A 15,046-nucleotide genomic window follows, 5' to 3' on the forward strand; every position below is an offset into this window, starting at 1 on the left:
GTAACGACTTCCCCGCTGTCTCCAACATAGACTCAGTGAAATTGAATTCCCCGTGAAGATGCGGGGTTCCTGCGGTCAGACGGAAAGACCCCGTGCACCTTTACTATAGCTTTACACTGGCATTCGTGTCGGCATGTGTAGGATAGGTGGTAGGCTTTGAAGCGGGGACGCCAGTTTCCGTGGAGCCATCCTTGAAATACCACCCTTATCGTCATGGATGTCTAACCGCGGCCCGTCATCCGGGTCCGGGACAGTGTATGGTGGGTAGTTTGACTGGGGCGGTCGCCTCCGAAAGAGTAACGGAGGCGCGCGATGGTGGGCTCAGACCGGTCGGAAATCGGTCGTCGAGTGCAATGGCATAAGCCCGCCTGACTGCGAGACTGACAAGTCGAGCAGAGACGAAAGTCGGTCATAGTGATCCGGTGGTCCCGCGTGGAAGGGCCATCGCTCAACGGATAAAAGGTACGCCGGGGATAACAGGCTGATGACCCCCAAGAGTCCATATCGACGGGGTTGTTTGGCACCTCGATGTCGGCTCATCGCATCCTGGGGCTGGAGCAGGTCCCAAGGGTTTGGCTGTTCGCCAATTAAAGCGGTACGTGAGCTGGGTTCAGAACGTCGTGAGACAGTTCGGTCCCTATCTGCCGTGGGTGTAGGAATATTGACAGGATCTGTCCCTAGTACGAGAGGACCGGGATGGACATATCTCTGGTGGACCTGTTGTCCTGCCAAGGGCATAGCAGGGTAGCTATATATGGACGGGATAACCGCTGAAGGCATCTAAGCGGGAAACCCACCTGAAAACGAGTATTCCCTATCAGAGCCGTGGAAGACGACCACGTTGATAGGCCGGGTGTGGAAGTGCGGCAACGCATGAAGCTTACCGGTACTAATAGCTCGATCGGCTTGATCGTTCTCATTGACTATGCTCATCAGCCAGAGGCTGATGATGCTTGACCTTCTGTCCTCACGCGCTGAAAGCGCTGCGGACGGCGCGCCAAACGATTGGCGACGCGCTTTGCGCTTGCGGCCTCTGGCCGACGGTGCCTTGCGAAAGGTAAGACGTGTTCAAAAAAAACAGGCTAACGCCTGCCAGCTTCTCAAAACAAAAGTTGCGCTTTGCCGACCTGGTGGTTATGGCGGGGTGGCTGCACCCGTTCCCTTTCCGAACACGGCCGTGAAACGCCCCTGCGCCCATGGTACTTCGTCTTAAGACGCGGGAGAGTAGGTCGCTGCCAGGTCTGCAAAACGCAACTTAAATCTTCTCTGATCAAACTAACGGCCCATCGCCGTCACAAAAGGGTCGCTCAAGCGGCCCTTTCTGCTGTAAAATAATACCGCGGGGTGGAGCAGCCCGGTAGCTCGTCAGGCTCATAACCTGAAGGCCGCAGGTTCAAATCCTGCCCCCGCAACCAAACTTCCTCAATATCAAATACACAAAAGCCCGCCTCGTGCGGGCTTTTTGCGTTTCCTGATGGAATTAAGCCAAGGCTTCAGCGCGCAGATCCTTCAGCCCAATCCGTTCCGGGCAAGGAAGTCTGCCGCCTGCATTGTGTCCAAGGCGCCGGCCGTCTCCCTGAAGTAAGGCAGGCCTTCCCAGAGGTTGCGATCGCCGACGATATAGAATCGCCGCTTGGCGCGAGTGAGGGCGACGTTCAGGAGGTTTGGCTTCGAGGCGGCCCAGCTCGCCGCGCCGCGATGGTCGGCATCAGCACCGAGCACCATGAAAACGATGTCTTCCTCCTTGCCCTGGAAGGTATGCACCGTACCGATCCGTTCCTGCAGCCATTTCGACAGTTTCGGCGGAGCCGAGCGCGTATTTCCGTTCCAATCGCCCCACGCTGCATTGGCCAGAGCCTGCTTCAAACTATTCTTGATCTCCTTGAACGGCGAAATGATATAGAGATCCGGCAATCCGCCGTCCCGCCGATAAGTGGCGGTGAGGAGATCGACGATGAAGCCCGTCTGTTCTGGAACGGCCTGTTTGCCTGACACTCTTCCTCCGATGTCGACCCAGGTGCTGTTGCCATAAAACGGCGGAGCGTCACCGGCCGGCCGGCGCTCTTCCAGCCCGAAGACCATTTTGTTCTGATAGGCGATCTGATTGGCGAGGCTGAACATCGGGTCGATGCAGCGACGATGCACCCTGAGAGGGCTGCCGATCCAGAGCCCATCAGCCTCCTCGCCCTGAACGGTTGTTCCATAGCGGTTGGCGGCATCGGCGAGCATCTGCACCGACACTCTGTTCGGGGAATATAGTCCTGCCGCCGTGTGGGGCGAGAGCGCCGAGGTGGCCGCAATCAAGGCGACCGGTTCGATCTGTTGGGGATCGCCGATCACCATGACGCGGCGCGCCCGCAGCAGGGCGCCGACGGCCGCTTGCGGCACCGCCTGACCGGCTTCATCGATGAAGACCCAGCCGATCGAGCCGGCTTCGAGACCACGGAACTGTCGGGCAAAGGAGGCAAACGTCGTCGACACGATCGGAACGATCATGAAAAGGCTCTGCCAGATCAAGGCAATGTGCTGGCCGTCGGCGGGACCGTTGTTGGAAAGCAGTTTGTTGATAGCGACGATGTTTCCGCCAAAACCTCCGCCTTTCTTGCCGACATCCGCCAGCCACGCTTCATGCAGCGTCAACGCCGCTTCCAGCAAAGCCGAACGCAGACCCGCCAGTTCGTCCTGATGCCACAGGCCGTCAATCTGGAACTGATCGGTCTCGAGATCGCCGAGACGCCCGGGCAGGGTGGGATGATCGAGAATCGTCCCAAGACGATCGAATTCTTCTCGCTTGCGGGACCAGATTTCTCGTTGCGATCTGAGCGCCCGTTCGGCCCGCTGATGTCCGCGCAACGCCCGTTTCAGTGCAGGTCCATGAGCCTTTGCAAGATGGCGCTCGCATTCCGCCAGTGCCTTGCGCAGTTCCAACTGCCCGCGTGCATTGGCGCCGACATCTTGCCGATGCTGCCGGACAGGAGTGGTCGGCAACACTCTCTCCCACCACGCAGGAGCGCTGCGGTCGAGCAACTGTTCCTCCTCCTTCAGATGCGACAAACCTTCCCTGATACGAAGTATTTCGGCCTGGACCATGTTGCATCTGTCCTGCGCTTGCCGAAATTCGCTTTCGGCTGCCCTGACCCCTTCAAGGGCCTCGCGGCAGAATGCATCCTGCGACACCAGGGCGATTTCGTCATGGAGATCGGCATAGCGTGCACATTGGCCGATCTTGTCGCGAACCGCGTCGTCGGCGGTATGAAAAGCCGCCGACGCTTCGGCAAAGGTCGGTCCGTCATAGCTTTTCAGCCATTCCCAAATGGTCTGCGGCTTATCGGTGCCGGACCAGCCGGGCTTCGGCCTGTCGGTGATTTCCATGAAGGCGAAACGTTCCTTGAAAGCTCGACGGTTCCGGGAGTTGCCGAGCGCACAGGCGATCAGCCCCCAGGGGCGGTCGCCGTCGGAGAGCTTGATGGTGGCACCATTGTCCTTCTGGCAAGCGATCTTGTGCGCGACCGTTTGCAGATATTGGAATGAAGACGTGTTCGCGATCGCGCTCCGCTTGGGAAGGTCGCGCGAGATATTCTCCACGGCGGCATTGTTGGAGGAGGCCACGACCATTTCGAAACCGGCAAGGGCCGGGATCAGCGCCGATATGGAGCTCGTGCTCCGGTCCCCGAAAGTGACGCGGCACGCCGAACCGCCAAAGGCATCGCGCGCCGTCTTCAAGGAGGAGAGCACCCGGGCGCGCCGAACGATATTATCCGCGAACATGTCGCGAAGCAGGGTCGTCTTTCCCGTCCCCGGCGGGCCGTTGACCGAGGACAATCCTGCTTGCGAAAGGTCGCCAATCGCCGAATTGATCGCAAACTGCTGCATGAGGCTCATCGCGTGGTGACGGTCGCTCAGCCAACGTCCGCGGTTGAGATTGCCTGGATGTAGGGCCCGAACGATCGCCCGGCGTCCATCCTCGGTGTAGAGGTCGATCCGCTTCTCCTGCGCGAGCGGCGTGAGATATTGCCTGAGCGGCTTGGGGATATCGCCGTGTTTGACCCCCATCATCGCCTGCTCGATATCCTCGATGAAGAAGCTGTTCAGGATCCCGATCTCTTCTTCGATGTTTGCACTCTCGTCCTCCGCGTCGTCGGCATCGGGCGCGTTGCTCTCCTGCGGTGGCGGCAGGGAGAGGAGTTCGGGCTTTTCCGCCCTGTCTCGGTAGCGTATTTCGACGGCGGCGATGGGCTTTTCCTGGCGTGAGGCAAAGCCGGCCCAATTGCAGAGCAATTCATGCAGCGTCAGGATTTCGCCGGCGTCGATCGGCTGATCGTCCGTGTCCTCGGAGGATGGCGATCTCAGCTGTCGCTGTGCCCGAAAGTTTTGGAGCAGTTCCGAGAGCTGCCGTTTGCTGTCGGCAAATGCCTCGTGGCTGAGCGAGGAGAGGCCGGATTTTCGCACCCGTCCCAGAGCCCATGGCAGCGTGGAAACCGAAAACGTTTCGAACATCGGCTGTCCCAAGGGGGAGAGCTGCAGGCTGGCAAAGCAGGTGTCGCCGTCGAGGTCGCCGCGTTCGGCATCCTCATATTCTGATAAATCGGCCGCAACGCTGTCGAAATGCCGGCGGACGTCGGCAATTTCCGATTTGCTGAAAACGCCGAGGAACAGGGTAAAGCCAGTGATCTGCTTCTCCTCGGGGATCGCTGGGCGGCTGAACGCGGCGCCGTCATCCTCGAGTGTCTCCGCATGCAGCCAGAAAACAGTTCGGCCTGCAGCTGCGACAACACGGCTGGAGAGATCGTAAGGAATGAAGAACTCGATTTTGTGCCAGAAATCGAGAATGGCGAGAAGCCGTTCCCTTTCGGCGCCATCTGCATTGGTCTGCATGAGTTCTCACTGAGGAGTTGCAAAAATAGGCTCGCGCTTGTTTTAACAACGATCTCAGCTCAAAATCAAAGACCATGGCGACTGCGCGTCCTGGAACCGCCGCACCGCATTTCCGCACCAGGGCAAAACCGCGTCAATGCAGACGCGGCCGGCGTCGTTCGCTGCGGCTCCAGCGGGCGATACTCTCCGCCACGACGTCCACCTTATGAGGAGCAGGCGCCGCACGCATGCGGATTCGTTCGAGCGCTGCACTCGCCTTGGCGGCATAGTCGAGTGCGGCCGGATCGTCCGAATGCACTCCCTGGATCGCAGCAAAGACCGTCTCTGCTTCGGCCAGCCGTTTGCCCGCCGCAAGGGCGATGCCACGCTTGTAATGCGCCTGGATGAGATGCGGCCCGATCTCGCCGACCCGGCGGAAAGTCTCGGCGGCCTGGTCGTATTGATGCAGGGCAAGCTGCGTGTCGCCAAGCCGCATCTCTATCGGCGTCGGATCGGGCGCTCGTTCGGTGAGAGCCTTGTAGGCAGTCAGTGCCTCCGTCAGCTTGCCTCGGTCGAACAGCAGATTGGCGAGCCCGAATTCCGCGCCGGTATGGCCGGGAGCAGATTGCAGCACCTGGTTGAAGGCAATCTCCGCTCTACCACGGGCGCCGTTGCGGTACATGTCGAGCGCCTGTTCGTAGACGAAACGAATGCTGCGCGGATTGAGCACGCCGTGCAGGTTCTGGCCGCTGCGGGTACGGAACAGGGTACAGCTGATCCGCCTTTCCTCCGCCCCGAACATATATTTATAGGGTTCGTTCCCCCGCAGGAAGTCATAGGTCTTGAAGCCGTCCTCGATCGCCCGCCGGATGCAGTAACCATGCAGGATGAGGCCGGGAGACGGCGTCTTCCAGGTCTCGTCGCGGCCAGTGATGTAAAAGAGAATCGCCTTCTTCTGCCGATCGACGATATTGGCCAGCGCGCCGAGCGGCTGGTCGCCATGCCACAAGACCGGGACGTCGAGATTGCCGCTGTTGAAGCAGTCCATCAGCATTTCGCGCGTGGTGATGATCAGCCGCGCGGTCCGCTCCGCGCCCTTGCGGGCACTCCATTTGGTTCGCCAGAGATTGAAAAGGATGTCCAGGTCCCGATGGATGGTCTCAGGCGTCGCCATGGTGATCCGGTAAATATCGTCGCCTTCGACCTTGCGCAGGAAGCGGCGGAGCTTCTGACGCGTCTGGCTGCTCATCCGCTGTTCGAGATAGTCGTCGAAGTTTGCCGGTAGGGGGACGATGGGGCAGATCGTATTGTCAATGTTCTCGCTGTTCTGAGGCGAGCTGTCGCGAAACATCACCTCCGGCCCCCGCAGCGCCTCGATCATCTTCTCGCGCCGCCCGGCAGGGCCGCTGAAATATTCGAGCTTCAGGTCGGTCCAGTTCTGATGTTTGATAAACGAAGCAAAACCGGCGATGGCATGATGTTCGTAATCCGGCCTGACGATGAAGCCGGTATAATCGGCCGCAAAATTCCCGGCCATCATGATCTCGTCGTAGAAGAGCCCGGTCTTCTCGTTCAGATGCGTGATGAGGCGCAAGGGGAAAAAAGCGACATAGGGTGCGTCGGGATCGCGTTCGCGAAGGGCGAGGATGAACCAGCGGCGCCGGCGGGAGAGATAGTTCTTCAGCCAGATCCAGGAGAGGAAATGCTGCGCATCGGGATCGTCCATGAAGACCTGATCCCAGTTGTCGCGTACCGTCTCGAACCCGGCAATGGTATCGATGATATCTATGCGCATGGCCGCCCCCAATACCCCATACGTCACTTGGGAGCTTTCATTCTAATGGGAAACGCCGATCTTCAAATAAACCGTCCGGATGATTTGCAGGGCTTAAATATGATTAGTCTTGAGCCGGCACATAATCCAAAATCGGAATCGGTTTTTAGTTAAGATCAAGCATCTTTTCAAAGACATAGCGTTCAAGGCGTCGCATCGTCGCCGCGCTTCCATTCACATCGCCCGGAAGTATGCGGCGGGTTTGGCAGCGCCACCTCCATACGGATTAGGTCAAAGCCCACCGGAGATCTGCGGGCTCGCATGGATGAAGGCCCAGAGCGTCCGGCTGATGGCGACGATTTCGGCGATCGACTTCTCCAGAAGATCGATCTCACGTGCATCCATCTGCTCGATCTTGCCGTAGCGGATCTCCTTGTCGTCCTCGACCAACCGCATCAGCTGCGTGCTCGAGATATCTCCCTTCTCGTCGAAGGAATAGATGCAGTGATTGTATTTGTTGCGTGTCTTGGATTCTTTCTTCAGCCGCGACATGGCCGAAAGGATCGCCTTCCGGTCGGAAGGCGAGGTCGAAGCGAGCTTGGCAAGCCGTTCGATGAGATCGATGCGGGCGCGCGTCGTGTTGAGCGTCAGGAAGACGACGATCGCCGCCTCTTTTTCGACCCGGAGAAGATGGGCGATGATGTAGATCAGCAGGCTTTCGGTGTTCGTCCAGACATAATTCAAGCGGCCGACCCGCAGCAGGACATCGGACATCGCCGCCATGCCAGCCCCTTTCTTCCCCCGAGGGGACGATCCATCCCGAAGGGATGATACATGCCGATGTCACATCAGAACAACGGGCAAATCCTTGATATTGAGCGGACCGCCGTCGTTTGCCGAACCGCCTCGCCCGCGGTCAGCGTTCCTTGAAAGCCCGGGACATGCTGTCGGTGATTGGTTTGCTTATATATTCGAAGAAGGTGCGTTCCGACGTCTGGATCAGCACTTCGGCCGGCATGCCGGGAACGGGATGGAAATTGTGTACCCGCGCAATCTCGGAATCGGGTATTTCGACGCGCACGATATAGACATCCTTGACCGAGAGCCCCGCATTCTCCTCGATCGAATCGGCCGAGACGTAGAAGACCCTGCCCTGCAGAACCGGCGTCGTGCGCCGGTTGAGCGCCGTCAGGCGGATCGATGCCGTTTCCCCCTCATGCAGCTGGTCGATCGAGGTGCGCAGCACCTGCGCTTCCAGGATCAGCGGCACATGCGCCGGCAGGATTTCCATGATCGGCTTGCCTGTGGTGATCACGCCGCCGGCGGTATGAAAATAGGAGCGTACGACCGTTCCCGACACCGGCGAACGGATAGTGGTGCGTTCAAGCACGCCTGCGGCCTCGCGCATCTGCTCGCGCACGCTGTCCAGATCGGATTCGGCGGTCTCAAGCGCATCGAGTGCCGCCTGCTTGTTGGAGTTGACGGCGATGACGGCTTCCTGGCGGAATTTGGCGATTTCTGCCTCGCTCTCGTTGATCTCACCGTTCAGTCGCGCAATGTCGCCCATTGCATCGGCGATCGCCCGTTCGATCGCCAGGAGATCCGTCTTGCGCATATAGCCGACCTTGACCAGCCGGGCCTTGGAATCGCGTTCCTCGGTCAGCAGCGACAGCTGCCTTTCGAAGGATTCCTTTTGGCCGGTATAACCGGCGAAGCGGAATTCCAGCGATTGGATGTTCTTCTCGATCAGATTGAGCTGCTCTTCGAGCTTGATCTGCTTGCTGTGGAAGACGACGTTCTGGCTCTGGATGATCGCGCCGATGTCCGGGTCGCTTGCCTCTTTCATCACGATGGCGGGAAGCTGGAACTCCCGCAGACCCTGCGCTTCGGCGCGGAGCCTTGCGACAACGGCCTCCAGGCGCAGGCGCCGAAGCTGCAGCATCCGCTCATTCGAGCGGGAGGCGGTGGGATCGAGGGTGAGCAGGATATCGCCTTCCCTCACGGTATCGCCCTCGCTGACGCGCATCTCCTTGATGATGCCGCCCTCCAGATGCTGGACGATCTTGTTGTTGCCGGTCGCAACGAAACTTCCCTGCGCGATGACGGCCGAGGCAAGCGGCGCCGTTGCGGCCCAGAAGCCGAACCCTCCGAACGAGGTGAAGAGAACCGTCAGGCCGACGATGCTGTGCATGCGGATCGAGCGCGGCACGTCGCTATACCATTCGAGCTGCGCCGGACCGGATGTCTCCTGCTTTTTCCGTCCCATCTCGTTCACCCCTGAATACGCGGTGCTTGTTGACCACTATTGCCGTTCTTGGAAAGCGCCTGCAGCACCTCGATCCGCTCGCCGAACATGGCGACAGTGCCTTCCTTGAGGACGAGGATCTTGTCGACGCATTGGAGAAGGGCCGGGCGCTGGGTGATGGTGACGGTGGTGATGCCTTGTTTCTTGGCGTGGATCAGCGCCCTGGCAAGTGCTGCCTCGCCCTGTGTGTCGAGGTTCGAATTCGGCTCGTCGAGGACGACGAATTTGGGATTGCCGAAGAAGGCGCGGGCAAGCGCGATGCGCTGCTTCTGGCCGCCCGAAAGCGGAGCGCCGTCGGCCGCCACGACCGTTTCGTAACCCTGCGGGAAGCTGGCGATGAGCTCATGCACGTCGGCCAGCACCGCGGCCTCGTAGATCTGGTGATCTTCGATGTCGTCGCGCATGCGGCAGATATTCGCCTTGATCGTACCGGGGAAGAGCTGCACGTCCTGCGGCAGATAGCCGATGCTTTCGCCGAACTGGCGCTGGTCCCAGTTGCGCAGATCCATCAGGTCGAGGCGCACATTTCCCGATGTCGGGACGATCGAGCCGACGAGCATCTTGCCGAGCGTCGTCTTGCCGGAGCCGGAATTGCCGATGACCGCCAGCGATTCCCCCTTCTTGAGCGAGAAGGAGATGCCGTTGAGGATGACCTTCTTCTGCGGCGGCGGTACGAACAGGATGCGTTCGACATCCAGCCGGCCTTCGGGATTGGGAAGGCGCAGGCGCGGGAAGTTCAACGGTGAGTTCAAGAGCAGGCTCTTGATCCTGCCATAGGCGGCTGCCGACCGGTTGAACTGGTGCCAGCCTTCGATGGCGCCTTCGATCGGCGCCAGCGCGCGTCCCGAGATGATCGAGGACGCAATCACCATACCGCCGGTCAGCTCACCGGAGAGCGACAGATGCGCGCCCCAGCCGAGCAGGGTGATCTGGGTAATCATCCGGCAGGCCTTCGATATGCCGGAGAAAATGATGTTGCGGTCCTGTGCTTCGACTTGCGATTTCAGCGAGCCCGCCGTTTCCCGGCCCCACATCTTTACGGCCTCGGGGATCATCGCCATCGCATTGATGATCTGCGAATTGCGCGACATGGAATCGAGGTGGAAATTCGCCCGGCTGAGATAGCCGTTGGATTCGGCAAATTGCCGGGCGGTGAATTTCTGGTTCAGATAAGCGATGACGAACAGCACCGCGCAGCAGGTCATGATGATGATGCCGAGATGCGGATGCACAAAATAGACGACGACCACAAAGAATGGCATCAGCGGCGCGTCGAGAAACGCAATCAGCGTGCCCGAGGTCAGGAAGCCGCGCAGCAGCTGCAGATCCTGCAGCGTTTGATAATCTTTGCCGCTGCCATGCAGCGACGCCCGCGCCGCAGCGCTGAGGATCGGCGCGCCGAGCTGCACTTCGAGCTCCACCGCGGTACGCATCAGGATGAAGCGCCTGATGGTGTCCATGAAGGCCTGCAGCAGCACGGCGCCGAGCACGGCGATCGAGAGCATGACGAGCGTGTCGATGGAGCGGCTGGTCAGCACGCGGTCGGATATCTGGAAGAGATAGAGCGGGATTGCCAGCAGCAGCACGTTGATGGCGATCGTGAACATCATGACCACCACCATGTTGCGGCGGACTGCCGCCATGCCGCGCGCGAGGCTGGCGGCGAAATTCACAGGCTCGCTGCGCTTGTGAAATCCGCCGCCGCTTCCCCCGCCCCCGCCCCCGCCGCCCCCGGGATCGGAATCTTTGCCGTTTCCGCCGCCGCCGGTACGCAGCCGACGGTCGGTTTCGCTGATCGGGCCACGCTCGCCTTCGATGGTCTTGCCGAAGGGCATCGTCGGGTTCGATTTGAGCTCGGTCTTCTCCTTCGGCAGTTCAGGCGGCAATTCGGGCACCGCCCGCGCTTCGATCGGCGGCTGCACGGGTGCTTCCGCCGCTCTTGCTGCAGCCGGGCTCTGCGCCATCGCGGCGGGAGGCGCCGCTTCTGTATTCGAGGCTTCCGGCGAGGCTTCCGGCGAGGCTGCCGGCACGACCGTCATTTGCGGAAAGGGCGCCTGCACAACAGCTGCCCGCGCCGTATCGGCAGCGGCGCTTGCTGCGACTTGGGCCGTCTGCTTGCGATCGGGAGATGGAGCTGAAGGGGAGACGCCGCTGAGCCGGCGAAGGTTCTCGACCGCTTCGTCGATTGTCGAGATGCACAGCGCGGCTGTCGCCGCTTCCGAGGGAGCAGTGGAAGGTATACTGCCCGACCTCAAATCGAGGGCGCTGCCGGCGGCAAAGACTTGTTTCGACATCTGGTTCATCGTGATTCCCTTGGAATATCTAGGGTCAAGCGGTCATGGCTTGCATGACGTCGACGGGATGCGACGACCATGAAAGGTCATGTCCTGCATTGATCAAACCATCGGCGGAATCGCCGCCCGAGGGATCGTCGTCATCGAGAAAGGCGATGACTTCGTTGGCGAGCCTGTCGTCGGCCGGTTGCGGCTGTGTCGTATCGTGCTCCACCAGGCCGCCCTGAATGAGGATGGCGTCCGAATAGAGCTGGCCTGCCAGATAGATGGTCTGGCCAAAACTGTCATAGTCGATGATCTCGGCGATGTTGACGACCGCATTGCTGCCGGTGTCGATCGTCACCATTGCGTCGGGATTGTTCTTGAGGAGCGTCGATGCAGCCTGGGTCACATCGTCGGAATCGCCGAGGATGCTGACCTGTTTTATGATCGTCATGTCGTAGAGATTGCCGGTGATGTAGAGCACGTTGAGACCGGCATATCCTTGGAAGTTCACATCGAACGACAGCCCTTCCGGCATATTGGGATCGCGATCCTCGATCGCCTTCTGCGTTTCGACCATATAGTCCGGCATCGCCTCGAACGGGCTGCCTGTCCCGACATTGTGGATCGAGGCGAAATTCCAGATCAGGTTGTTGCCGGTCTGTATGTCGGCACTGTCTTCCGCCCGCACCCAGTCATTGTCGTAGAGCAGCGAGATCTGTGTGATGCTGTTGATGTCGAGCACATTGCCGCCGATGATCACCAGATCATACTGCATGCCCATCCCGAAAAAGGAGGAGAAGTTGATGGAGGTATTGCCGCCCGTCAGAACCGTGGTTTCGGATCCCGAGGTGGTGACCGTCATCGTGTCGTTGTCGCTGACGAAATGATACTGCTCGACCCACTGTACGAAGGAGACATCGCCATCGATGACACTGACGCGCCAGCTGGTCGGGAAGGTCGGATCGGCAGCATCGATTTCGGCATGGCTCGACGTATCGAAGGTGCTTTGTTGGAAGACGGCGATATTCTTGGCGATCGTGCCCGCCTCCTCGGCCGAATGGCCCGATGAGCGCAGCGCCGCGTCGATCTCGTCGTTATCGCTGTAGACAAAGGATTGGGAAGCCGCGTCGATCTGGTGGTAGTCGCCCATGACGGCGGTGACCGAGGTGATGACGCCGGTGTTGATCACCGCGGCGACGTTGACGACGACGTTCGCGCCGGCCGTTACATCGAGGCTGTTGCCGCTCGGCTCGGTCTGCCCGACGGATGAATTGCTGTCGTCGGGTTCCTCGGGGATCTTGGCGAGACCGCGGTCGGGCAGGAAGTCATCGAGGACGGGTATCTCGGCCTCGACCTTGCCGTTGACGTAGACGCTGTTGATCTCGGGATCGACGCGGATGAAACTATGCGTGGCGTCGGCGCTGGGCGAGGTTGCTACACTGTCCTCGGTATCCTCGGTATCCTCGGTGTCCTCGGTGTCCTCGGTGTCCCCGCTGTTCTCGGTATTCTGGGCATTCTGGATATAGTTTTCGAGATCCTGGGCGATCTTCAGCGCGCCATCATAGGTATCGGTTCGCTGGAGGTCCGAAAACGGCGTGAAGACTTCGGCCTTGGTACTGAACTCCGCCAGCCGCTCGATGACGAAAGCCGTGTCCCGGGGAGCGTGGATGCCGTCTGTCATATCGAGATAGTCGTCGTCGTAAAGGACGTTGACCTGGAGGACATGGCTGATCCCCGAACCCGGCCCGGCAAAGACGTTCAGCTCCGGCTCATCCGACAGCACGATATCAGTCGCCTCACCGAAATGCGGTAACCGTATGTCCCTTGCCGCAATCGCCGCAAGCTTCTCGAGACTCTCTTCGAAGACGCGGCCCAAATGGTGCGCCGGACCATATTCGATATCGTAACTGCCGCTTTTGTAGATGATGCCGGGATCGTAGTCCTTGAGCAGGAGATGGGACGAGAAGCCCGCGGTAAAAGCGTCCTGATCCGGCAGAGCCGGCCCGTCTTCGCCCGGTCCTGCGCCTTCGGCATATTTGGTGCGCGCCCTCATCTCTTCCGTGGTCATCTCGAAGAGACCGATGAAGTGGGCAATGATTTCCGAAATCTTCTCGATATGCATGGTTCGGCCCTCCCATTCGAAATGACGATCGGCCTTGGAGGGGCTCCCGCCGGGAGCCGTGGTGTGGTCGTCAAACCGTTTTCAAGCAGTCAAACTGCACCGACTGGAGCCGGTGCAGTTCCTCTTGGTCGTTTGGAGGTCAGTGTCAGGTGCTGGTATCCTCGCCGACGTCGGAGACATGAGAATTGCCGCCGATGACGCTGGAGTCGACCGTGTTGCTGAGCAGGTTCGCGCCCTGAACGAGTTCGAGGTGGAAGCCGGAATTGGCAAGGATTGCCGAAGCATCGGCCGCGCTCGATCCTGTGGCGTCGCCGCCGGCCTTGAGATCCCAGCCCCTGCCGTCCATCTCCATGCCTTCTGCGCTGTCGGCGGTGCCGGCATTGGCATTCAGGTGGTTCTGGGCGCCTTCGTTCTCCATCTTGATGTTCCAGGCACTATCCTGGTCAGCCAGATGGTTCGCCTGGACGGCGCTGAAACCGCTGTCGTTGCCTGCGCCGCTCAGCGAATTGTTGAGGATGTTGTCGACGTCGAGTGTGAAGGAGAAGTCGTCGCCGAGGTTGAAGGTAAGGTCATGGCCGGCAACGCCGAGGTTGTCGAAGTCCTTAACGTCCTCGATGACGGCGAAATCGGTGTCCGTCTTGTTGAAGCTCTCTGACGTATTATTGCTGTCGGAAATTGTCTTAGTATCGGTATCCGTGATGGTCTTGGTATCGGTGTCGGTGATCGTCTTGATGTCGATGTCGTTGTCGCTGTACGACTTGCTGTCATAGCTCCAGTCGTAATCGTTTTTGGTATCGGTGATCGTCGTGGTCTTGGTGCTCGTATCGTCGTCGGACTTGTAGCTCCAGTCGTAGTCGTTGTCGCGGTTGTCGCCGTTATTGGCAGACACATCGATGTCGGCCTTGACGTCCACATCGACGCTGTTGTCGGTATTGTCGCGATTATCGCCGTTGGCGACGCCGACATAACCGGTCGAGCCGTCGTCGACTTCAGTGGAATTGACAGCGCTGTTGGCAAAACCGTCGGCCAGCGCCCCGACCTTCGTGATTTCGATTTCGTCGCCCGGGGATTTCGGGTCGGGCTTATGGTCGTCGGACATGCAGTCTCTCCAGAAAAAAACCGGAGCAGCTTTTCGAAATCCCTCTCATCTCAAATGGGATTTTGCTCGCGCTCGCTCCGATGCGGTTAACATCGGCAGATGTATTCGATACCAGTCATCTGCAGCTTGATCGCGATTTGTTGGATCAAATCGATGGTATTGGGAACGTACGTACTCAGTACAAGGCCGCACAAATCCAACTCCTCATCCTGGAGCGGATAAGGAGTATTCAGGCGTTCTTTTCGTTGAGTTGCCCTAATTGGAGGTCATGTATCAAAAACGCACACAGATACATGGCTTTTCCACGTCGCCACTTGGGAGACGATCACAGATTGCTGGAAAAATTGCGGATGCGATAGATATCAATTCGGGCTAAGGCATATCGGCCGCATCCGGCTAGCCCCCTGTCGGTGCTAGGTCGAGACCTCTTCGGTGGGGCGTGGCCGAGCCACGAGAACCCAGAGCCTCCTGCATTCGCCGCTGGGTTGAGCGGTGCCTTTCGACGATCGCCTGTCTCATATCCGACACTTGACGCATGCCGAAAATATAACAATCTGTACTGAAATATTACATCAAGCGCTCATCTATAGTGAGAGCAAATATAACCTTGAAG

General features: G+C 59.3%; 7 protein-coding genes, 1 tRNA gene and 2 rRNA genes (1 of these 10 cut by a window edge). 3 read left to right on the forward strand and 7 right to left on the reverse strand.

The features are described 5' to 3' along the window. The 3 genes from PO860_RS20585 to PO860_RS20595 form a co-directional block, all read left to right on the forward strand. Positions 1 to 914, forward strand: a 23S ribosomal RNA gene (locus tag PO860_RS20585) (it extends 1,973 nt beyond the left edge of the window). 212 nt (positions 915 to 1,126) lie between these two features. Beyond that, positions 1,127 to 1,241, forward strand: a 5S ribosomal RNA gene (gene rrf / locus PO860_RS20590). A 97-nt stretch (positions 1,242 to 1,338) separates the two neighbouring features. Then, a tRNA-Met gene (locus PO860_RS20595) sits at positions 1,339 to 1,415 on the forward strand. A 94-nt stretch (positions 1,416 to 1,509) separates the two neighbouring features. On the opposite strand, the gene PO860_RS20600 is transcribed toward PO860_RS20595, so the two are convergent. From PO860_RS20600 to PO860_RS20630, 7 genes are all read right to left on the reverse strand, one after another. Beyond that, positions 1,510 to 4,875, reverse strand: coding sequence for a DEAD/DEAH box helicase (locus tag PO860_RS20600; protein WP_275037955.1), 3,366 nt, complete (start codon positions 4,873 to 4,875; stop codon positions 1,510 to 1,512). 133 nt (positions 4,876 to 5,008) lie between these two features. Then, positions 5,009 to 6,649, reverse strand: a complete 1,641-nt coding sequence (locus PO860_RS20605; RefSeq protein ID WP_275037956.1) for a GNAT family N-acetyltransferase — start codon at positions 6,647 to 6,649, stop codon at positions 5,009 to 5,011. A 270-nt stretch (positions 6,650 to 6,919) separates the two neighbouring features. Beyond that, positions 6,920 to 7,411 carry a hypothetical protein gene (locus PO860_RS20610; protein ID WP_183609915.1) on the reverse strand — a complete coding sequence of 164 codons (492 nt, stop codon included), beginning with the start codon at positions 7,409 to 7,411 and terminating at the stop codon, positions 6,920 to 6,922. Between the two features lie 133 nt (positions 7,412 to 7,544). Next, a complete protein-coding gene (locus PO860_RS20615; RefSeq protein ID WP_183609916.1) occupies positions 7,545 to 8,894 on the reverse strand; it encodes an HlyD family type I secretion periplasmic adaptor subunit in 1,350 nt (449 codons plus the stop codon). Between the two features lie 5 nt (positions 8,895 to 8,899). Next, positions 8,900 to 11,236 (reverse strand): type I secretion system permease/ATPase, encoded by a 2,337-nt coding sequence (locus PO860_RS20620; RefSeq protein WP_275037957.1) that lies wholly within the window; start codon positions 11,234 to 11,236, stop codon positions 8,900 to 8,902. A 25-nt stretch (positions 11,237 to 11,261) separates the two neighbouring features. After that, positions 11,262 to 13,334 (reverse strand): hypothetical protein, encoded by a 2,073-nt coding sequence (locus PO860_RS20625; RefSeq protein WP_275037958.1) that lies wholly within the window; start codon positions 13,332 to 13,334, stop codon positions 11,262 to 11,264. Positions 13,335 to 13,479: 145 nt separating this feature from the next. Further along, positions 13,480 to 14,433, reverse strand: a complete 954-nt coding sequence (locus PO860_RS20630; protein WP_272784620.1) for a fibrinogen-binding protein — start codon at positions 14,431 to 14,433, stop codon at positions 13,480 to 13,482. Positions 14,434 to 15,046: the final 613 nt, after the last annotated feature.

The sequence above is a fragment of the Rhizobium binxianense genome, assembly GCF_028994275.1.
Lineage (GTDB): Bacteria > Pseudomonadota > Alphaproteobacteria > Rhizobiales > Rhizobiaceae > Rhizobium > Rhizobium binxianense.

What these genes read in the sequence shown, in the direction of transcription:
- PO860_RS20630 (WP_272784620.1), bottom strand. Translation starts at nt 14,433, where the DNA reads ATGTCCGACGACCATAAGCCCGACCCGAAATCCCCGGGCGACGAAATC.
- PO860_RS20605 (WP_275037956.1), bottom strand. Translation starts at nt 6,649, where the DNA reads ATGCGCATAGATATCATCGATACCATTGCCGGGTTCGAGACGGTACGC.
- PO860_RS20615 (WP_183609916.1), bottom strand. Translation starts at nt 8,894, where the DNA reads ATGGGACGGAAAAAGCAGGAGACATCCGGTCCGGCGCAGCTCGAATGG.
- PO860_RS20610 (WP_183609915.1), bottom strand. Translation starts at nt 7,411, where the DNA reads ATGGCGGCGATGTCCGATGTCCTGCTGCGGGTCGGCCGCTTGAATTAT.
- PO860_RS20620 (WP_275037957.1), bottom strand. Translation starts at nt 11,236, where the DNA reads ATGAACCAGATGTCGAAACAAGTCTTTGCCGCCGGCAGCGCCCTCGAT.
- PO860_RS20625 (WP_275037958.1), bottom strand. Translation starts at nt 13,334, where the DNA reads ATGCATATCGAGAAGATTTCGGAAATCATTGCCCACTTCATCGGTCTC.
- PO860_RS20600 (WP_275037955.1), bottom strand. Translation starts at nt 4,875, where the DNA reads ATGCAGACCAATGCAGATGGCGCCGAAAGGGAACGGCTTCTCGCCATT.